General features: G+C 64.4%; 16 protein-coding genes. 7 read left to right on the top strand and 9 right to left on the bottom strand.

The features are described from left to right. Positions 1 to 92 precede the first annotated feature (92 nt). From TMS3_RS04630 to TMS3_RS04615, 4 genes are all read right to left on the bottom strand, one after another. Positions 93 to 335, bottom strand: a complete 243-nt coding sequence (locus tag TMS3_RS04630) for a formate dehydrogenase subunit delta (RefSeq protein WP_025164085.1) — start codon at positions 333 to 335, stop codon at positions 93 to 95. 84 nt (positions 336 to 419) lie between these two features. Beyond that, the gene (gene fdhF, locus TMS3_RS04625) at positions 420 to 3,263 is read right to left on the bottom strand and encodes a formate dehydrogenase subunit alpha (RefSeq protein ID WP_025164084.1); all 2,844 of its coding nucleotides are present in this window, start codon (positions 3,261 to 3,263) and stop codon (positions 420 to 422) included. A gap of 15 nt (positions 3,264 to 3,278) precedes the next feature. Then, on the bottom strand, positions 3,279 to 4,868 hold the full coding sequence (locus tag TMS3_RS04620) for a formate dehydrogenase beta subunit (protein WP_235576607.1): 1,590 nt from the start codon (positions 4,866 to 4,868) through the stop codon (positions 3,279 to 3,281). Continuing rightward, positions 4,865 to 5,359 carry a formate dehydrogenase subunit gamma gene (locus TMS3_RS04615; protein WP_025164082.1) on the bottom strand — a complete coding sequence of 165 codons (495 nt, stop codon included), beginning with the start codon at positions 5,357 to 5,359 and terminating at the stop codon, positions 4,865 to 4,867. Before TMS3_RS04615 ends, TMS3_RS04620 begins: the two co-directional genes overlap by 4 nt. A 202-nt stretch (positions 5,360 to 5,561) precedes the next feature. Between TMS3_RS04615 and TMS3_RS04610 the strand changes: the two genes are divergently transcribed. The 3 genes from TMS3_RS04610 to TMS3_RS04600 all read left to right on the top strand — a co-directional run bounded on the left by TMS3_RS04610 (position 5,562) and on the right by TMS3_RS04600 (position 8,142). Then, positions 5,562 to 6,650, top strand: a complete 1,089-nt coding sequence (locus TMS3_RS04610; protein WP_025164081.1) for a substrate-binding domain-containing protein — start codon at positions 5,562 to 5,564, stop codon at positions 6,648 to 6,650. Between the two features lie 351 nt (positions 6,651 to 7,001). Beyond that, positions 7,002 to 7,484, top strand: a complete 483-nt coding sequence (locus tag TMS3_RS04605) for a glycine zipper 2TM domain-containing protein (protein WP_025164080.1) — start codon at positions 7,002 to 7,004, stop codon at positions 7,482 to 7,484. Positions 7,485 to 7,692: 208 nt separating this feature from the next. Continuing rightward, complete coding sequence (locus TMS3_RS04600; RefSeq protein ID WP_025164079.1) at positions 7,693 to 8,142, top strand: glycine zipper domain-containing protein; 450 nt, start codon at positions 7,693 to 7,695, stop codon at positions 8,140 to 8,142. Positions 8,143 to 8,202: 60 nt separating this feature from the next. Here TMS3_RS04600 and TMS3_RS04595 read toward each other — a convergent pair whose 3' ends face one another. After that, positions 8,203 to 11,040 carry an AMP-binding protein gene (locus TMS3_RS04595; RefSeq protein ID WP_025164078.1) on the bottom strand — a complete coding sequence of 946 codons (2,838 nt, stop codon included), beginning with the start codon at positions 11,038 to 11,040 and terminating at the stop codon, positions 8,203 to 8,205. A gap of 293 nt (positions 11,041 to 11,333) precedes the next feature. Here TMS3_RS04595 and TMS3_RS04590 point away from each other — a divergent pair, with 293 nt between their 5' ends. Continuing rightward, complete coding sequence (locus TMS3_RS04590; RefSeq protein ID WP_025164077.1) at positions 11,334 to 12,641, top strand: MFS transporter; 1,308 nt, start codon at positions 11,334 to 11,336, stop codon at positions 12,639 to 12,641. 61 nt (positions 12,642 to 12,702) lie between these two features. On the opposite strand, the gene TMS3_RS04585 is transcribed toward TMS3_RS04590, so the two are convergent. Together TMS3_RS04585 and TMS3_RS04580 are read right to left on the bottom strand one after the other, a co-directional pair. Continuing rightward, complete coding sequence (locus TMS3_RS04585; protein WP_025164076.1) at positions 12,703 to 13,140, bottom strand: acyl-CoA thioesterase; 438 nt, start codon at positions 13,138 to 13,140, stop codon at positions 12,703 to 12,705. 191 nt (positions 13,141 to 13,331) lie between these two features. After that, positions 13,332 to 14,495: an iron-containing alcohol dehydrogenase gene (locus TMS3_RS04580; RefSeq protein WP_025164075.1), complete on the bottom strand. Its 1,164-nt coding sequence runs from the start codon at positions 14,493 to 14,495 to the stop codon at positions 13,332 to 13,334. A 223-nt stretch (positions 14,496 to 14,718) separates the two neighbouring features. On the opposite strand from TMS3_RS04580, the gene TMS3_RS04575 reads away from it, so the two are divergent. Both TMS3_RS04575 and TMS3_RS04570 read left to right on the top strand, forming a co-directional pair. After that, positions 14,719 to 15,774, top strand: coding sequence for a polyamine ABC transporter substrate-binding protein (locus tag TMS3_RS04575; protein ID WP_025164074.1), 1,056 nt, complete (start codon positions 14,719 to 14,721; stop codon positions 15,772 to 15,774). 48 nt (positions 15,775 to 15,822) lie between these two features. Beyond that, positions 15,823 to 18,270, top strand: coding sequence for a putative bifunctional diguanylate cyclase/phosphodiesterase (locus TMS3_RS04570; protein ID WP_025164073.1), 2,448 nt, complete (start codon positions 15,823 to 15,825; stop codon positions 18,268 to 18,270). Between the two features lie 140 nt (positions 18,271 to 18,410). Here TMS3_RS04570 and TMS3_RS04565 read toward each other — a convergent pair whose 3' ends face one another. Continuing rightward, complete coding sequence (locus TMS3_RS04565) at positions 18,411 to 19,172, bottom strand: alpha/beta hydrolase (protein WP_043301767.1); 762 nt, start codon at positions 19,170 to 19,172, stop codon at positions 18,411 to 18,413. A gap of 245 nt (positions 19,173 to 19,417) precedes the next feature. Beyond that, on the bottom strand, positions 19,418 to 19,828 hold the full coding sequence (locus TMS3_RS04560) for an HPF/RaiA family ribosome-associated protein (protein ID WP_025164071.1): 411 nt from the start codon (positions 19,826 to 19,828) through the stop codon (positions 19,418 to 19,420). Between the two features lie 219 nt (positions 19,829 to 20,047). Between TMS3_RS04560 and TMS3_RS04555 the strand changes: the two genes are divergently transcribed. Then, entirely contained in the window at positions 20,048 to 20,515 is a 468-nt protein-coding gene (locus TMS3_RS04555; protein WP_025164070.1) for a hypothetical protein, read from the top strand. Positions 20,516 to 20,575 lie beyond the last annotated feature (60 nt).

Raw genomic sequence — 20,575 nt, 5'->3', positions numbered from 1 at the left:
GCGCCTATCTTCCCGCCCAACAAAAAGCCCGCGCGATGCGGGCTTCTTGTTGGGCGTTGCGTCTGCTCGAGGTCAGTGTGGCGGACAGTCGATCAGGCGCTCCTGGCCAGCGGTTCGATCTGCTCGCGCAGGCCCTGCATCGCCTCCAGGGCGAAGGCGCTGAGGCCTTCACCGGCGGTAGCATCGATGTGCACATAAAGCGCGGTGCGCATCTGCGGGTCCCATTGTTTCTTCAGGTGCATGGCGAAATCCGCGCGCGCCTGCTCGGGGTTGGGTTGTGAGGCGAAGAAGGCGCCGATCTGGTTGGCCATCTTGATCAATTGTGTGGCGTTCATGCCCATCTGCGAACCTCTGGCGGTCGAACAGCGGAAGAAGAATGACGGCGGGCGATCACGCGGATCGCCCGCTGTCAGCGGCGCTTAGAGCTGGGTCACCTTGATCCGCGGCAGCAGGTCGAGCTGCTCCTTGGTGAAGGCCTGGAACTCATCCTGCCACTGCGAAGGCGCTTCCACCTTGCTGATCTGTACGGCGGTGACCTTGTACTCGGGGCAGTTGGTCGCCCAGTCCGAGTTGTCGGTGGTGATCACGTTGGCGCCGGATTCCGGATGGTGGAAGGTGGTGTAGACCACCCCCGGCTGCATCCGCTCGGTCACCACCGCGCGCATCACCGTCTCGCCGGCGCGGCTGTTGATGCCGACCCAGTCACCGTCCTTGATCCCGCGATCCTCGGCATCCACCGGGTGCAGTTCCAGCACGTCCTCGGAGTGCCAGGCACCGTTGTCGGTGCGCCGGGTCTGCGCGCCGACGTTGTACTGCGAGAGAATCCGCCCGGTGGTGAGGATCAGCGGGCGCTTGCGCGAGGTGCGCTCCTCAGTCGGGATGTACTCGGTGACCATGAAGCGACCCTTGCCGCGCACGAAGGCGTCCTCGTGCATGATCGGCGTACCTTCCGGCGCCTCGTCGTTGCACGGCCACTGAATGCTGCCCATGCGCTCCAGCTTGGCGTAGCTGACCCCGGTGAAGGTCGGCGTCAGGCTAGCGATTTCGTCCATGATCTCCGACGGATGGCTGTAGTTCATCGGGTAGCCGAGGGCGTTGGACAGCGCCACCGTGACTTCCCAGTCCTCCTTGCCAGCCAGCGCCGGCATCACCTTGCGCACCGGCGAGATGCGCCGCTCGGCGTTGGTGAAGGTGCCGTTCTTCTCGAGGAACGAAGCGCCCGGCAGGAACACGTGGGCGAACTTGGCGGTTTCGTTGAGGAACAGGTCCTGCACCACCACGCACTCCATGGCCTTCAGCGCGTCGGTGACGTGCTGGGTGTCCGGGTCGGACTGCGCCGGGTCTTCACCCTGGATGTAGATGCCCTTGAAGGTGCCGGCATGGGCGGCAGCCAACATATTGGGGATGCGCAGGCCCGGTTCGTCGAGCAGCTTGACGCCCCAGGCCTCTTCGAACTGCGGACGCACCACCGGGTCGGAAACGTGACGATAGCCCGGCAGCTCATGGGGGAAGGAACCCATGTCGCAGGAACCCTGCACGTTGTTCTGCCCGCGCAGCGGGTTGACGCCGACGCCGGTGCGGCCGATGTTTCCGGTGGCCATGGCCAGGTTGGCGATCGCCATCACGGTCGAGGAGCCCTGGCTGTGCTCGGTCACGCCGAGACCATAGTAGATCGCCGCGTTACCGCCGAGGGCGTACAGCCGTGCGGCGCCGCGTACTTCGGCAGCAGGCACGCCTGTCGAGGCTTCCAGGGCCTCGGGGCTCTGCCGCTCATCGGCGACGAAATCGCGCCATTGCTGGAAGGCCTCGGCCTCGCAGCGCTCGGCGACGAAGGCTTCGTCGACCAACCCTTCGGTGACGATGACGTGACCCAGGCTGTTGAGCAGGGCGACGTTGCTGCCCGGACGCAGCTGCAGGTGATGATCGGCCTTGATGTGCGGCGAGCGCACCAGGTCGATGCCGCGCGGGTCGGCGACGATCAGGCGGGCGCCTTCACGCAGGCGACGCTTGAGCTGCGAGGCGAATACCGGGTGGCCGTCGGTGGGGTTGGCACCGATCACCAGCACCACGTCGGCGCTCAGCACCGAGTCGAAGTCCTGGGTCCCGGCGGACTCGCCGAGGGTGACCTTGAGGCCGTAGCCGGTCGGCGAGTGGCAGACCCGCGCGCAGGTGTCGACGTTGTTGTTGCCGAACGCGGCGCGCACCAGTTTCTGCACCAGGTAGGCTTCTTCGTTGGTGCAGCGCGAGGAGGTCAGGCCGCCGACCGAGTCGCGGCCGTACTGCGCCTGGATGTCCTTGAAGCGCTTGGCGGTGTAGCTGATCGCCTCGTCCCAGCTGACGGTGCGCCAGGGCTGGTCGATGCTGTCGCGGATCATCGGCGCGGCGATGCGGTCCGGGTGGGTGGCGTAACCCCAGGCGAAACGGCCCTTGACGCAGGAGTGGCCGTGGTTGGCGTGGCCATCCTTGTTCGGCACCATGCGCACCACTTCGTTGCCTTTGACCTCGGCCTTGAACGAACAGCCGACGCCGCAGTAAGCGCAGGTGGTGATCACGCTGCGCTCGGCCTGGCCCATCTCGATCACCGACTTTTCCATCAGCGTGGCGGTCGGGCAGGCCTGCACGCAGGCGCCGCAGGACACGCACTCGGAGTCGAGGAAATCCTCGTCCTGGCCGGCGGCGACGCGCGAGTCGAAGCCGCGACCGTCGATGGTCAGGGCGAAGGTGCCCTGCACTTCTTCACAGGCGCGCACGCAGCGGTTGCAGACGATGCACTTGGCCGGGTCGTAGCTGAAATAGGGGTTGGACTCGTCCTTGGTCTCGGCCAGGTGGGTCTTCACCGGGTCGTAGCGCACCTCGCGCAGACCAACCACGCCGGCCATGTCCTGCAGCTCGCAGTTGCCGTTGGCCGAACAGGTCAGGCAGTCCAGCGGGTGGTCGGAGATGTACAGTTCCATGGTGCCGCGGCGCAGTTCGGCCAGCTTCGGGCTCTGCGTGCGGACCTTCATGCCGGCTTCCACCGGGGTGGTGCAGGACGCCGGATAACCGCGGCGGCCTTCGATTTCCACGGTGCACAGGCGGCAGGAGCCGAACGGCTCGAGGCTGTCGCTGGCGCACAACTTCGGCACCGAGATGCCGGCCTCTTGCGCGGCGCGCATCACCGAAGTGCCAGCCGGCACGGTAATGGCAGTGCCGTCGATTTCCACCGTTACCGGGGCGCCGGTACGGGCTGGGGTGCCATAGTCGAGTTCACGATACAGGGCCATGAGGACGCCTCCGGATCAGCGGGCTTCGGTGGTGTCTGGCGACACCCCGAAGTCCTCGGGAAAGTGGTTGAGGGCGCTCATCACCGGGTAGGGGGTCATGCCCCCAAGGGCGCAGAGCGAACCGCCGAGCATGGTGTCGCAGAGACTCTTGAGCAGCTCGATGCGACCCGGTTGCGGACCTTCCGAGCGGGCCACGATGATCTGATCGAGCAGCTCCTCGCCACGGGTCGAACCGATCCGGCAGGGCGTGCACTTGCCACAGGACTCGATGGCGCAGAATTCCATGGCATAGCGGGCCATCTCGGCCAGGTCGACCGTGTCGTCGAACACCACGATGCCGCCGTGACCGAGCACCGCGCCGAGAGCGGCGAAGGCCTCGTAGTCCAGCGGGGTGTCGAACTGCGATTCCGGCAGGTAGGCGCCCAGCGGGCCGCCTACCTGCACCGCGCGGATCGGCCGGCCACTGGCCGAGCCGCCGCCGTATTCATACAGCAGCTCGCGCAGGGTGACGCCGAAGGCCTTCTCGATCAGGCCGCCACGGGCAATGTTGCCGGTCAGCTGGATCGGCAGGGTGCCGAGCGAGCGGCCCATGCCGAAGTCCTTGTAGTAGGCGCCGCCCTTGTCGAGGATGATCGGCACCGAGGCCAGGGAGATCACGTTGTTGATCACCGTCGGCTGGCCGAACAGACCCTCGATGGCCGGCAGCGGCGGCTTCGGCCGCACGGTGCCGCGCTTGCCCTCGAGGCTTTCCAGCAGCGCGGTTTCCTCGCCACAGATGTAGGCCCCGGCGCCGCGACGCAGCTCCAGATGGAAGGCCTTGCCGCTGCCGAGCACGTCGTCGCCCAGGTAGCCGGCGGCGTAGGCGCTGGCGATGGTCGCGGTCAGCGCCGCCTCGGCGTGCGGGTATTCAGAGCGCAGGTAGATATAGCCCATGGTCGCGCCGACGGCGAGACCGGCGATGGTCATGCCCTCGATCAATACATAGGGGTCGTCTTCCATCACCATGCGGTCGGAGAAGGTGCCGGAGTCGCCTTCGTCGGCGTTGCAGACGATGTACTTCTGCGCCGCCTCGCAGCCGGCCACGGTGCGCCACTTGATCCCCGTGGGGAAGGCCGCGCCGCCACGACCGCGCAGGCCGGATTCGGTGACTTCGGCAACGATGGCCTCGGGCGCCATGCTCAGCGCGCGCTTGAGGCCGCGGTAGCCGTCGTGGGCAATGTAGTCGTCCAGCGACCAGGGATCGGTGATCCCGGCGCGGGCGAAAGTCAGGCGCTCCTGGCGCTTGAGGTAGTCGATCTCTTCGGTCAGGCCCTGGCCCAGCGCATGCGCCTTGCCTTCGAGGAAGCCGGCGTCGAACAGGCCCGGCACGTCCTTGGTCTTGACCGGGCCATAGGCCACACGACCGGCCGGGGTGTTGACCTCGACCATGGGCTCGAGCCAGAACAGCCCGCGCGAGCCGTTGCGCACCAGTTTGATTTCCAGGTTGCGCGCCTTGGCCTCGGCGGCGATGGCCTGGGCCACCCGGTCGGCACCCAGGCTCAGGGCGGTGGCGTCACGCGGCACGTAGACGGTCAAAGTACCTGCACTCATAGTCGCCTCGCTCATGCCTGTGTCTCCTGTTCGGCCAACAGGGCCAGCAGGCCCTCGGCATCGACGCGGCCGTGCAACTCGCCGTTGAGCATGGCGTTCGGCGCGCAGGCGCAGTTGCCCAGGCAGTACACCGCCTCGAAGGTCAGGCTGCCGTCTTCGCGAGTCTCACCCAGCTCCAGGCCGAGCTTGCTCTGCAGCTCCGCGGTCAGCGCCTTGACCCCCATCGACTGGCAGGCTTCGGCCTGGCACAGCTTGAGGTGTTGGCGGCCGGGCGGGCTGGCGCGGAAATCGTGGTAGAAACTGACCACCCCGTGCACCTCGGCGCGCGACAGGCAGAGGTCCTCGGCGATCAGCGGCAGCATCTCGGGCGGCACGGCGCCGAGGCGATCCTGGATGTCGTGGAGGATGGGCAGCAGCGCGCCCGGCTGATCCCGGTGGGCGGCCAGCACCTCACGGGTAACGGCCTGGCACTGCTCGGGGTCGAAGCGCTGGGGAAGAGTGGCCATGTTCGAAGCTCCAGCCGGCGGGTAAAGCCGGTGCTGTCTAGGAAATAACTCGACTCACTCACGGCTGATGAGTCGGTTATTTCTGGCGTCACCCTAACGGGCCGCCACATATGAAATAAAGTTCTTATAATCAGGCTGAAATTTGCCCGATGACGCAAAGTATCATGGGCCACCTCTCGATCAAATATGAAGTACCTAGCATATGATCCGCATCGATATCCAGCCACGCTGGCGCTTCCACCAGAACGACGGTAGCAGCCTTGACCCGCAAGGCCTGGCGCTGCTGCAAGCGGTACACGACACCGGCAAGCTGACCGAGGCCGCAGCCCGCACCGGCTACTCCTATCGGCATGCCTGGAACCTGCTGGGCAAGTGGCAGGAATTCTTCGGCACCCCGCTGATCATCCTGGCGCGCGGCAAGGGTGCGCACCTCGCCCCGCTCGGCGAGAAACTGCTGTGGGCCGACCAACGGATACGTGCACGCCTGTCGCCGCAGCTGGACAACCTGGCCAGCGAGCTGGAGCTGGAACTGAACCGGGTCTTGCAGGCGAGCAACCCCGGCCTGCGCATCCACGCCAGTCACGGCTTCGCCGTGGCCGCATTGCGCGAATGGCTGGAGCAGGATTCGAGCTGGCAATGGGAGGTGCAATTTCGCAGCGGCAGCGAGGCGATGATCGCCCTGCAGCGCCACGACTGCGAGGTGGCCGGCCTGCATGTGCCCTCAGGGCCGCTCGGCGCCCTGAGCATGAGCCGCATCCAACCCTGGCTGCGCGCCGATCAACGGGTGATCACCTTCGTCGTGCGCACCCAGGGGCTGATCCTCGCCCCCGGCAACCCGCATGACGTCCATCAACTGGCCGACCTGCTGCGTGGCAACCTGCGCTTCGTCAACCGCGAGCAGGGCTCGGGTACGCGCATGCTGCTGGAAGGCCTGCTGCGCCGCGACAACCTGGACAGCACGGCGATCAATGGCTTTCACAACGAGGAATTCACCCATGCGGCGGTCGCCGCCTATGTCGCCAGCGGCATGGCCGACGCCGGCTTCGGCGTCGAGGCGGCGGCGCGCCAGTTTGGCCTGACCTTCATTCCCATGGCCCGCGAGCACTACTGTTTGCTCTGCCGCGAAGACAGCCTGCAATTGCCGGCCATGGGCGCCCTGCTCAAGGTGCTGCAGAATCCCGAGTTCCAGGCGCGCATCGGTCAGTTGCCGGGTTACGCCCTGAGCCGCCCCGGCGAGGTGCTGCCACTGACCCAGGCACTGGAGCTGTGGAGCAAGGAAAGCCTGCTGTAGAGCGATACAGTGGAAGCCAGCTGTAGGCGCCCTATGGCGCCTAACCAGTCAGTTGCATCTTAAGCCCGCGGATGGGGCAGCCGAACTGCGTTTGGTGGTGTGTACGGCCCGGTTAAATGGCCTCAGGTGACGCGACACAAACGGGCAGATGGCCAGCATTTCAGTCCAGAAATAGCGCCCAAACACGACGCACCAAGAAGCCTCAGACCCAGCGAAAACCCTTAAGTTCTCCGTTAAAAACAAATATTTACCAACCTTGAACAAAGTCATGCAGTTCGTCGGCAGAGGCTTGCGCAGACACCAAGAGGCAACGAGGATCGCGGCCATATTCACACGGAGGTTCTCCTCACCATGAAGTACTCCTCGATGCTTGTTCTGTCCCTGAGCCTGGCCAGTGGCGCCGCGTTCGCGGGTAATACCTCAGCCGGTATTGGTGGCGCCCTGGGTGGGGTGCTCGGCGCGGTGGTCGGCCAGCAGGTCGGCGGTAACACCGGCGGTGCCATTGGTGCCGGTGTCGGTGGTGCGGCCGGCAGCGTGGTCGGTGCCGACCGTCACAGCCGTACCGAAGCGGCCATCGGCGGCGCCCTCGGTGGCGCTGGTGGCAACGTCATCGGCCGGCAACTCGGCGGCACCAGCGGCAGCCTGATCGGCGCGGCCCTCGGTGGCGGTGCCGGTGGCGCCCTGGGCAACAACTTCGGCGGCCGCGACGACGATCGTCGCGATTACCGTGACGGCCACCGCTACCGTGATGACCGTCACCGTCACGGGCATGGCCACGGCCACGGCCACAAACACCGCAAGCATCGCAAGCACCGTCACCACTACGACGATTGAGACTCCATCGCACGCTAGCGGGTGACCACGAAGAGCCCCCTCGCTACCAGCGGAGGGGAACTTGTTGATAGATCAGAACCTAATACAGGGTTGCAGATGAACGTTGCCGGCTTAGCCGAGCGACCGAAGAATGCGCCACCAGCTTGGCAAGCGTTCGCTGCTGACAGGCCCGAAACCCGGGCATCCGATTCTTTTTGAGGTCTTCCCTATGCGCACACTTATTTCTGCGCTGTTACTGAGCGCCCTGAGCATACCCGCCGCCTTTGCCGGCGATAGCAGCAAGGTCGCCATCGGCAGTGGTGTTGGCGGCGTCCTCGGCAACGTGATCGGCCAACAAGTCGGTGGCAGCACCGGCGCGGCGGTCGGCGCCGGGGTTGGCGGCGCGGCCGGTGGAGTCATCACCGCGCGAGACGGCAACAAGACCGAAGCGGCCCTGGGCGGCGGCTTGGGTGCCGCAGGCGGCTCGGTGATCGGTGGCAAACTCGGCGGCAGTACCGGCTCGACCATCGGTGCCGGTCTCGGTGGCGCCGCCGGCGGCGCACTGGGTAACGAGATGGCCAACGACAGCCGCCGAGACAGCTATGACGGCCATGGTCATGACCACGACCATGGACATAAGCACAAACACAAGAAGCACAAGAAACACAAACACCACTGATCCACGCTCGCTAAGAAGCCCGCCTCGGCGGGCTTTTTGCTGCCTGCTGCTGGGCATGAATCAACTCGCCAGCAGCAGCCGATCGGGCTCGTCCAGGCGTTGCAGCAGCACTTGCCGCGCCTGGTCGCGCAGCTTGATTGCATCCAGCCAGTCGCGGCCCTGTGCCAGCAAATGACCGCAGACGCTGACCCGAATCTCACCGCGATGGGGGAACCATTGGCCGTCACGCAGGACCATCCGCGAGCCGCGTATGGCCACTGGCAGCAGCGGCACATCGGTGCGCGCGGCGAGCACGAAGGCGCCCATGCGAAACGGCAGCAGGCCCGGCTCGCGGGTCAGGGTGCCCTCCGGAAAAAACACCAGCGATTGTCCGGCCTGCAAGGCAGTGGCCAGGCGCTCGGTATCGGCGGCGCTGCGCTGTACATCGAAGCGCTCGACGAAACAGGTGCCCAGCTTGCGCAGGAAGCGCCCGGCAATTCGTTGCTCGGCCAACTCGCGCTTGGCCACAAAACTGAACTCGGCCGGCAGCACCGCGCAGAGCGCCAGCCCATCCAGGTAGCTGGCATGGTTGGCGACCAGCACGCGCACCTCCGGTAGGCGTAGCTGAGCCAAACCCTCGACGCTCAGTGGCACCCCGGCCAGGTGCAAGAACAGCCGCGCGGCCATTCGCACCATCCGGCGACACCAGGCCAGGCGCGGCAGCAGCGCCACCGCCAGCCAGGTCAGGCTGCCGATCAGCAGCAGCAAGATCCAGAAGTAAGCGGCATACAGCGCCGCGCACAGCGCTCGCCAATAACGCCCGGCTTGCGCCTGCACGGCCGCCTGCAGCAGGCGCAGCAGTTGTCGCCACACCGCACGCTGCGGCTGGCCCACTTCACCACGCTCATACAATTCGCGACTGGCGGCGCGACGGATCTTGCCGCTGGAGGTCTTCAGCACGCTGTGCGGAGGCGCCAGCACGATATCGTCCGGCGGCACGCCGGTGAGGTCGAGGGCGACCCGGCTGATCGCCTGCTGCAAGCCTTGTCGCGCCGCCGGCTCCTGCTCACGGGTTTCCGCCAGCACCACCAGCCGCTCACTGCCGCTGGCCGCATCGCCACAGCCGAACACCGCCACACAGCCTTTGCGCAGGCCCGGCAGGTTGCCGACTGCCGTCTCGATGTCGTAGGGGTAGATGTTGCGCCCGCCGCGGATGATCAGGTCCTTGACCCGGCCGCTGAGGTAGACCTCACCCGCGGCCATGTAGCCCAGGTCGAGCGAGTCCAGCCAGTCGCCATGCCGCACGCGCTGGCTCTCCTGCGGATTGCGGAAGTAACCGCCGGTGGTCGACGGCCCCTTGAACTGCAGGTGCCCTTCGGTGCGCTCGGGCAGTTCGATGCCACTGCCATCGACGATACGCAACTGGTGCCCTGGCAACGGCCGGCCGCTGGCGACGAAACGCAGCACATTACTTGCGTCCGCGGCGGCGGTTAGTGCCTTGCCGCGCGCCTGGAACGCCTCGCGCTGCACGCGATCGATCAAGGGTCCGCGCTCCAGCGGCGGGAAGGCCGCGCCCAGGGTCGCCTCGGCCAAACCATACACCGGGGTGAGCGCACTGGCGGCCAGGCCATAGCCAGCGAAACGCTCGGCGAAACGCTGCAGGGTGTCGGGGTTGACCGGTTCGGCGCCGTTCAGCGCCAGGCGCCAGCGACGCAGATCCAGCCCCTCCAGCACGGCCTCGTCGAGTTTGCTCAGGCACAGCTCATAGGCGAAGTTCGGCGCCGCCGAGAGGGTGCCGCCATAGCGATGGATGGCCCACAGCCAGCGCGCCGGCCGGGCGAGGAAGCCCAGCGGCGACATCAGCACCAGAGGAAAGCCGTAGTACAGACTGCCGAACCAGGCGCCGATCAGGCCCATGTCGTGGTACATCGGCAGCCAGCTGACGAATACGTCATCGCCGCTGACCCGTAACGCCCGGCCCATGGCCCGCAGATTGGCCAGCAGATTGGCATGGCTGACCATCACCCCCTTGGGCTGGCCGGTACTGCCCGAGGTGTACTGCAAAAAAGCGAGGTCCTGCGCCTGGCGCAAGGGCGCGACGAAGGCATCGGAGTCGGCGCCGAGCTCGGCCACCGTGACGATTTCGTGCAGGCTCGGCACCTGCGGCTTGAGCAGCCGGGCCAGCAGCTTGGCCTGGACCACGGTGATGAGCATGCAGGCCTCGGCGTTGCCGAGAATGCCGGCCTGGCGCCGCAGATGCTCCTCGATCTGCGACAGACGCATGGGCGGGTAGATGGGCACCGGCACACCGCCGGCCAGGAGAATACCGAAGAAGCCATGGAGAAAATCGCGGCCGGTGGGCAGCATCAACGCCACCCGCTGCCCGGGACTCAGACCGCGGCGCTGCAGGCCGGCGGCCACGGCTGCGGCGCCCTCGCGCAAGGCGGCATAGCTGATATCGTCGCTCTGCTCGGCGTCGCCCAACAGGCGCACATGGATGCGCTGAGGATGTCGCTGCACGTGCCAGTCCAACACCTCGACCAGGGTCTGCGCCTGGTCCGGCGCCAGGTCGTCGGTCAGCGCGGTTGGCCGGTAGTCATCGCCCCCCTGCTGAGGCTCCGGTGCGGCGCACTCGAAGTGCTGCAGGGCATGCAACAGATCATCCGGGGTCTCCGCCGCGGCGAACAGCTCCTCGGGCAAGCGCACGCCGAACTCACGCTCGACCCGTGACCACAGCTCCACCCGCGCCAGGCTGTCCAAGCCCAGGTCGCGATCCAGTACGCTGTGCAAGCTCACTCGCAAACCCTCGGCAGCGTACGGGCGCAATTCGGCCACGGTTTGCCGAACGATCTCCAGCAGTTTTTCCGCAGACCTCTCGGAGCTGGGTGTGCTGCTGGTGGCATGAGGTAAACGAGTCATAGGCGGCCCCTCGCACGACAGGGCAGTGCTGGCGACTGCCCACGCCAGTGAACAATAAGCCTCTGCCGCCGCCGGCGATAATAACCTCTGGCCCATAGCGCAGCTGTGGTTATACCTAGGGCGTCTTTCGCCAGTCAGATTGGCGGTCAGCGTCCGCTTCCGTGGAATAACGCCTGCGTTCGACGGCAGACCGCACAGCCTGCCGAGACCAGTACGGCGAGCTGCTGAGTTGAACTGGCTCCACGGGCCACTACGCTTGCTGGAAGGCGCCTGATCGCCGAGGAGAGACCGCCATGTCAGCCAACCTTGCCCCCGGTGTGAGCCGCCGCGAAGTCTGGGCCTGGGCGATGTACGACTTCGCCAACTCCGGCTACACCACGGTGGTGATCACCGCGGTGTTCAGCGCCTACTTCGTCGGCGTGGTGGCCGGCGGTGCGACCTGGGGCACCCTGGCCTGGACCAGCGCCCTGTCCCTCTCCTACGCCCTGATCATCCTCAGCGCACCGCTGCTCGGCGCCTACGCCGACGCCTACGCCTGCAAGAAACGCCTGCTGCTGCTCTGCACCCTCGGCTGTGTCGCCAGCACCGCCGCGCTGGCACTGGCCGGACCGGGAACCCTGGGCATCGCGGTGCTGTTCATCGTGCTGTCGAGCCTGTGCTTCGGCAGCGGCGAGAACCTGATCGCCGCCTTCCTTCCCGAAATCGCCCGCACCGATGCCCTGGGCCGGGTCTCCGGCTGGGGCTGGGGCTTCGGCTACCTCGGCGGCCTGGTCAGCCTCGGCGCCAGTCTGGCCTATGTCAGCTGGGCTCAGGCCCACGGCCAGACGGCGGCGCAGTTTGTGCCTGTGTGCATGCTGATCACCGCGGCGCTGTTCGCCCTGGCCAGCCTGCCGACCTTCCTGTTCCTGCGCGAACGCAGCCAGCCGCAGCTGCAAGCCGGCGCCAAGCACAGCGCCAGGGTGGCCTTCGCGCGTTTTGCCCAGACCCTGCGCGAGGCCGGGCGCTATCGCGACCTGCTGCGCTTCCTGGCATGCACCGTCAGCTACCAGGCCGGGATCTCCGCGGTGATCACCCTGGCCGCCATCTACGCCGATCAGGTGATGGGCTTCAGCACCCAGGACACCCTGATGCTGATTCTCTTGGTCAACGTTACCGCCTCGGTCGGCGCCGTGCTGTTCGGTCACCTGCAGGATCGCCTCGGCCATGTCGCCACCCTGAGCCTGACCCTGCTCGGCTGGATGCTGATGATCGGCCTGGCCTGGGCCGCCGAGGGCCCGCCGCTGTTCTGGCTGGCGGCGAATATCGCCGGGCTGTGCATGGGCGCCAGCCAGTCAGCCGGACGCGCCATCGTCGGCCTGCTCGCGCCGCCGACACGCCTGGCGGAGTTCTTCGGCCTGTGGGGCCAGGCGGTGAAACTGGCGTCGATCCTCGGCCCCATGACCTACGGTCTGAGCAGCTGGCTGAGCGGCGGTGACCACCGTCAGGCGATGCTGATCACCGGCAGCTATTTCGTCATCGGCCTGCTGCTGCTCGCCAGCGTCGACCTCAAGCGCGGTCGCCGCGCGGCCCTGGTCGATCAGCCACATTCGGCTGTCGGTTAAATATTTGCAGCACCTTTAGACCGAGCAAAGATTGCTTCGTCGCTGCCACCGAACAGAGCGGTCACTCGCCTACTAGCAGCGCCGCCAGCGCCTCGCGCAACGGCTGCGGGATCGCCACCGGGCGGTTGCTCGCACGATCGACGAACACGTGCACGAAGCGCCCCGCCGCGCAGGCCTCGTCCTCGCCGGCCTTGAACACGGCCAGTTCGTATTGCACCGAGCTGTTGCCCAGTTTGCCGACCCGCAGGCCGATCTCGATGCGCTCGGGGAAGGCGATGGAGGCGAAGTAGTCGCAGGCCGAGCTGACCACGAAGCCGACCACCTCGCCGTTGTGGATATCCAGACCGCCGACCTCGATCAGGTAGGCGTTCACCGCGCTGTCGAAATAGCTGTAGTAGGTGACGTTATTCACGTGGCCGTAGAGGTCGTTGTCGTGCCAGCGCGTGCTGATCGGCTGGAAATGCGCGTAGTCGCTGCGCAGGTGCTGGGGTTGGCTCATCTGATGTCCTTGTTGTTCGCCACTGTTGTACAAAGCTTCGCGGCCAAGGCCACAAAAGACTCCAGTCCGTAGCCCGGATGAAATCCGGGGATACCCTGTCGGTGTGGGGCAGCCTCGAAGAGTGAATCGCGCCTCATCGATCAATCGGCGAGTTCAAGGTCGAGGTACACAGCGACCGCCACCCTCCTCACTCAGTACGCCACCTGATAGATCGCCAGGGCGTGCGCCTCGGTCATCTCGCGTGGATTGTTGACCAGCAGGCGTTGTTGCAGCATGGCGTCGGCCGCCAACTGCGGCAGCATGCTCTCCGTCACCCCGGCATCGCGCAGACAGGTGGGCAAGCCGCTGCGCTCACTGAAATCGGCCAGGGCGCCGATGAACTGCTCGGTCTGCGCCATGGCATTGCCGGGCCGCAACTTGTCGCCGAGCACCAGCGGCGCCAGTTCGGCGTACAGCGGCGCGGCAACCGAGGCGTTGAAGCCCAGCACATGCGGCAACACCAGTGCATTGGACAGGCCATGGGGAATGTGGAAGTGCCCACCGAGCGGATAGGCCAGCGCATGCACCGCCGCCACCGGGGCGTTGGCGAAGGCCTGCCCGGCCAGGCAGGCGCCGAGCAACATGGCCTGACGGGCCTCGCGGTTGCCGCCATTGTGCACCGCCTCGTCGAGGTTGGCGGCCAGCAGGCGCAGCGCCTCACGGGCCAGCAGGTCGGACAGCGGGTTCTTCTTCAGCGCACTGGTGTAGGCCTCGATGGCGTGCACCATGGCGTCGATGCCAGTGGCGGCGGTCACCGCAGGCGGCAAGCCTAGGGTCAGGTCGGCATCCAGCAGCGCCAGATCAGGCAAGAGCAACGGCGAGACCACACCCAGCTTGGTGGTCGCCCCCGTGGTGACAATCGCCACCTGGGTCACTTCCGAACCGGTTCCGGCGGTGGTCGGCACCTGGATCAGCGGCAGGCGCTGGCCCTTGGCATTGCCGACGCCATAGATATCCGCCAGGGTCTGCGCGCACTGCGGATGCGCCAGCAAGGCCACCAGCTTGGCCACGTCCATCGAGCTGCCGCCGCCGAAGCCGATGATCAACTGCGCCTTGAGCGCCCTGGCCTGCGCGACGGCGTTGAGCACTATGGCCTCCGGTGGGTCGGCCACCACCTGGTCGAACACCTGGGCGGTCACCCCCTCGCGCAGAAACCCGGCAAGCACCTCGGCGAGCAGGCCGAGCCGGGTGATGCCAGGGTCGGTGACGATCAATACCGACTGAGCGCCGCGCTCCTGGCACAGCGTGGCCAGGCGGTGGGCCGAGCCGGATTCGCAGATGATCTGCGCGGTGGTGGCGAAGCTAAACGGATGCATGCTTGATCCTCTTGTAATTATCCGCGCCAAAGCAGCTACATTGCAGCTTACTCTGCTCGCATGCGCATGCCTCAACTGCCAAGGCAACAGTGGCTGCGTGCCGTAATTACCAGCGCTAGGCTATCCCTTGACCCATGCACCGGCGAATTGCCAGTATTCAGCACGCACGTCCAAGAGCCGACTAGCATTCTGTGTGGCCGCTTCCTTCATAGGGATATTGTTAATGCCCAAATCACTCCTTCGTCTGCTATCGCTGGCAACAGCCCTTCTACTCTTGAACCTGCCCCTGGCCAGTCTGGCGGCCGAGCGCCAGCTGGTGATCCTCAACTGGACAGACTACCTGGACCCGGCGCTGATCGAAAAATTCGAGCAGCGCTATGATGCCAAGGTCGTCCTGAGCTACTACAGCTCTGATGACAACCGCACCCAGAAGCTGATGGAGAACGACGCCAGCGGCTATGACCTTATCCTGGTTGCCGGTTTCGACCTGAAGCTGTACGCCAAACGGCGCTGGATCGCACCGCTGGATTACACCCGGCTGCCCAACGTCCAGCACACCGCACCCGAATTGAAGAATGTCTTCGGGGCGGCCGATGTATATGGTGCACCCTATACCTGGGGCACGGTCGGCATTGCCTACCGCAGTGACCTGGTGCAAACGCCTATCACCAGTTGGCTGCAGCTGTTCAGGCCACAGCCCGAACTGCAGGGGAAAATCGCCATGATCGAAGACGCCAGGGAATTAATTGGCATGGGCCTCAAGGCCTTGAACTATTCCGCCAACAGCTCCGACCCCGATCAGCTTCGAGCAGCGGAGGCACTGCTGCTGGAGCAGAAACCATACGTCCGCACCTATGACTACATCGCCCTCGATGAGACCTCCCCACTGCTCAGTGGCGACATCGTCGCCGCCCTGCTGTACAGCGGGGATGCCCTCATGCTGAAAGAACACAACGAAAACCTGCGCTATGTCGTTCCGCAAGAGGGCGGGGCTATCTGGATCGACTATTTCGCACTCGCCCGGCAGGCGCAACAACCGGACTTGGCCTACGCCTTTCTCGACTTCATCAACGAGCCGGAACATGCCGCCCAGCAGGCGCAGTTCATTCATTACGCGACCCCCAACCGCGCAGCAGAAGCGCTGCTGCCAGCAGAATTCTTGAGTGACCCCATCATCTACCCTGACCAGGCCGGCCTGAAATCCTCCGAGTTCTACACCCCCCAGCCGGCTAAAGCCCAGCGCTTACGCAACGCGATCAATGCCAGGGTGTTGCGTTAAAGTTGCGCCGCCAATGGCTGCCGCGGCCAACCGCATCGAGGGGCTGACATGAAGTTGCGCACCCGCTTGCCATTGCTCGTCATACCGCTGATTGCCGGCCCTCTGCTGCTGGCGGGACTTCTGGCGTTCCTCGCGCTCAAGCAAAGTGCCGAACAGAAAAGCGCCGACCACATCAATGTTCTGGTGTCTCGTCTGGATGACCAGCTCCAGCTGCTCAGCACAGTGGCCACAGCCAATATCGATATTTTCTCGGATGATCCCCTGGTTAAAAGCTACCTGCTGACCAGCGATGCCGATGAACGCTACGCATTGCTACAACGCCCCTTGCTGCAGAAGCTCGCCAGCATTCAGCGGGTCTATCCCGACTATTACGAGATCCGGATTCTGCTGCCCGATGGCTTTGAAGACCTGCGCTTGCAAACCCGCGATCAGCCCAACCTGACAGAAGAGGAGGCGAACAGCCCCGGGTTTCTGGCCATGCGCCATGCCGACCAGGACACCTTGGTACGCATCGGCATCAACCCGGACAACCAGGAGCTGGCCCTCTACGTTTCTCGGCGTATCCGCTTGATCAATCCGGCATTCGAGTCTTTCAGTACGCCACCCAAACTGCGCGGCTACCTGAGCCTGACTATCAGCCTGCAATCGTTGCTGAACAATCTGAGTCCCTCGCCCTGGCCCCAGGGCGGCCTCCTCCTGACTGACGCGCAAGGCTCCTTGCTCGCGGCCTCCCAGAAGAGCGATACCGCGCGCATGCTCGGCGACTACGACCTGGCGCAAGGCATCACGGCGTTGCAGAGCAAACGCCAGATCGACCTGAATGGCCAGTCGTACCAGCACCACGCCAAGTGCCTGATGGAAGGCTTATGGCTGCACCTATTGATTCCAGAAGCGGAATTGTTCAAAGAGTCGCGGAATATTGGCCTGCTGGTGCTGCTGATCTGCCTGCTCGCCATCGCCATTTCGGTACCGCTGCTTTTGGTGCTGATCCGTAATCGCTTCCTGAAACCGATCGAGCGTCTCAATCGGGCTCTGGCGGCCATAGGCAAGCAACAGCAATTGATCCAGGTTCCTGTGCAGAGCGAGGATGAGATCGGTGAGCTGAGCCACTCCTTTAACCGGATGAGCCTTGACCTGCACCAGTCCAGCGAGCAGATCCATAACCTGGCCTTCAGGGACAGTCTCACCGGGCTGCCCAATCGCCTGATGTTCATCAAAACCCTGCGCCGCGAAATCGAAACCGCAGGTCAGCGCCGGGGGCGTTTCGCCTTGCTGTTTCTCGACCTGGATAACTTCAAACACATCAACGACACTTTGGGCCACCCTGCCGGTGATCGACTGCTGATCAAGGTAACTGAGATCTTCCAGTCCAACCTGCGCGGCTATGACTACTTGAGCCGCCCGGTCGGTATCGAAGTCGACCGGGATATGGCTCGCCTGGGCGGCGACGAGTTCACCCTACTGCTCAACCAGCCCGATGCCGAGCACCTGGCCGGGCCGGTAGCCGAACGGGTGATCAAGGCATTATCTGAACCCATCGACCTCGATGGCACAGCGTGTTACATCGGCTGCAGCGTCGGCATCGCCATCTATCCCGATGACGGCAGAACGGTGGAGGACCTGGTCAAACACGCCGACCTGGCGATGTATCAGGCAAAAGCGCGAGGCAGGAGCACCTATCAGTTTTTCTCCAGCGCCATTGCTGCACACTCCCAGCAACGCGTGCTTCTGGACCAGCGGTTACACACCGCGGTCGAAACGCTGAACTTCCAGCTGCACTATCAACCGGTTGTCGATAGCCGCAGCATGCGCGTGGTGTCTGTTGAAGCGTTAATCCGCTGGAACGATCCCGAGCTGGGCCAGGTACCCCCGGACCAATTCATTCCTCTGGCCGAGGAAAATGGCCTTATCTTGCCCATTGGCGCCTGGGTCATGGAGGAGGCGGCCCGCCAGCTCGCGGTATGGAAGAAGGCTGGCCTTCCCCCCCTGCGGGTTGCCATCAACGTTTCCAGCCTGCAGCTGAGCCAACCGGGCTTCGCTAAACAGATCACTCACCTTTTGAACAAGCACCAGCTTTGCGCCGATGACCTCTATGTGGAGTTGACCGAGACCGCCGTACTACAAGGGCGCGAACAGGTACTGGAGAACCTCTACGCATTGCGTTCACTCGGTATACAGATTGCGCTCGACGACTTCGGCACCGGCTACTCCTCACTCAGCTATCTACAGACGCTGCCCATCGACATTCTGAAGATCGACCGCAGCTTCATTCTCAACCTGCAAGAGAACAACAACGGCGTGATTCTCTCGGCCATCATCACCATGGCTCACTCACTGGGCATGCAGGTGGTCGCCGAGGGGGTCGAGGATCACGACCATCTGGCCTTTCTGGTTGCCGAAGGCTGCGACCTGCTACAAGGCTACCTGTTCAGCAGGCCCCGCCCCGCGAGCGAGATTGAGCGGCTTATCAACCTGCCGCTGCCAGCAGTCATATAGCGAACGGTTCGGTCTAGCGGCCACACCCGCCGTACCCATCAGGATTGACATGGCGAGCTAGCCAGAGAACACACGGAGGCGGACTCCCGAAGCGCAACCCGGGCTACGGCCGGTAGCGGTCAACGCCATAGAGCCCTCGCTCAGAGCGCAGCGCGGAACCATTGCAGGTACTGCGGACTCTCGGCTATCGAGTTGTGGCCCTTGCCCGGGATGACCTTTAGCGAGGCCACACCGGGTGCGAAATGCGTGTAGAGCCGTTCGCTGCTCGCGCGCGGTATGACTTCGTCGTGCTCTGCTGCGATCAGCAGTGTCGGCACGGTAATACGCGACGCGTACTTCCAGGATTCGAACTTGTCCTTGAGCAGCCAGCGCACCGGAAAAACTGGGAACTGGCGTGCGGCGATTTCTTGCAGGCTGTTGTACGGCGTAATCAGGATCAGCCGCGCTGCCGGACGCTGGCTGGCGAGGCGCACGGCGACACCCGAACCCAGGCTACGGCCTACTACCACCGTACGCGGGTGGGCGGCGTGCACCCGATCAAACAAGGCCACGGCATCACGCTGGATGGCCTCCTCGGAGGGGGAGCCGGAGCTGCCTCCGTAGCTCCGGTAGTGCAGCAGGTAGAGCGCATGATCGGGAAAGGCCTGGGCAAACTCTGGCAGGTTCAGCGAGACGTCCTCGGCGTTACCGCCGAAGTAGATCAATGCATTGGGGCCCTCATGCGGCCTGACTGAGACCAGCAGCTCGGCGTCGGCAACCGGCAACCTGAGTGTCGTCGCCGGGGTCGCGATGGCGCGGGGTTGCGGGAAGTAGATGAGCGAACGCTGGAACACGAACAGGGCAACGCAGGCCAGTAGGTAGAGGGCGGCAAGCACTGCCAGAAGCGAAACCATGCGCGGCATGCAGCTAACTCCCATTCAGAACTAAAGGGCCGACGTTACGTAATGGCCGCAGTCACGGACAGCAATCTCACCCTGGCGCGCCCAAGGATCGAACCCGCAGACGGCAGCGCCTGGACTGCCTGCGCATCCCCACGGTAAGACACCGTACGCTCAGCCAGCAAAAACCGCCCCAGCGGGCGGTTTTCTATAGTGTGTCGCTTGCCTGAGTCCTCACCGGGATGACGGGGTGAGGTGGGTGCCTGCATTCAGTCTTTGCCCAAGGCCTGCTGATTTTCCAGAAACTCCTCTTGCAGCAGGGCGTCGGTGGGCTCTTCACTGGCCTCCTGCATGCGCCCGGTCGACACAACTTTGGCCTCGAGCCGACCCATCAGATGCTCAAGGGCATGGCGCATTTTTTCCGCGGCGCCGTCCACGGCAATCCCCAGGTCTGCGGCCTTGTGGGTCACCGAAATCGACTGATGACCTTTCGGACGGGCTTCGATCTGACAGCGCTTATCGTCGGGGCCGGATTTTTGCGCGTTTTCATCGCTGATATGTACGACAACCCGGGTCAGCAGCTCCTCAAAGTACTCGAGCTTGTCCATCACTGCCGAACCTACCCACTCCTGAAGCCGGGCACTGCCTTCAATCTGATTAGTGTGCACTTGTACTTGCATAGGGCTTCCCCGTAATGACGTGTGTGCTTTCGAGGCTATACGGCCGCCGAGGTTCAGGCTAACTGAATATTCTTCTGCCGTGGTGCCCAGTTATAGGAATCGGCGTGATTTAGCTGGTCGTTGAAAAAACCACTGCCTCGAGCTTCGCACACGGAACGCAAGCCCGCCTGGATAAAATAGTCTTTGCTTGCAGGGTGAGCATGATGCGATGGAGTCGATATGACGCTGACAACCTGGGAGCTGCTGTCCTACATCGTCACCGTGGTGGCCTTGCCATTTGCCATCGGCGTGTTCCTCTTCGAGCAGCGCAAGGCACACGAAAACGAGGAGGAAGCCACCTGGCAGCAGATCTCCGATGCCTATATCGACTTCCTCGAGGTGGTGCTGGCCAACCCCGACCTGAAGCTGCGCAGTCAGCGCGCCACCCCCGACCTGAGCGACGAACAGCGGGAGCGCATGCTGGTGATCTTCGACATGCTGATCTCGTTGTTCGAGCGCGCCTACCTGCTGCTCTTCGACACGCAAATGAACGAGAAGCGGCGACGCCGCTGGCACTCCTGGGAGGACTACATGCGCGAATGGAGCCAACGCGAGGACTTCCGCCAACGATTGCCAGAATTGCTGCGTGGCGAAGACCCGGATTTCGCCCACTACCTGCAGCGCCTGGCGAAAGAAGAAGCACGCTAGTACGTCTCCTGTACAAGGTGCCCGCGAGGTGCTGAACGGGTTTACCATCACGCAGCCGGG

It is taken from the genome of Pseudomonas taeanensis MS-3, from assembly GCF_000498575.2.
Lineage (GTDB): Bacteria > Pseudomonadota > Gammaproteobacteria > Pseudomonadales > Pseudomonadaceae > Aquipseudomonas > Aquipseudomonas taeanensis.
The sequence above is the reverse complement of the archived record's forward strand: the minus strand, read 5'-3'. Positions and strand labels throughout refer to the sequence as shown.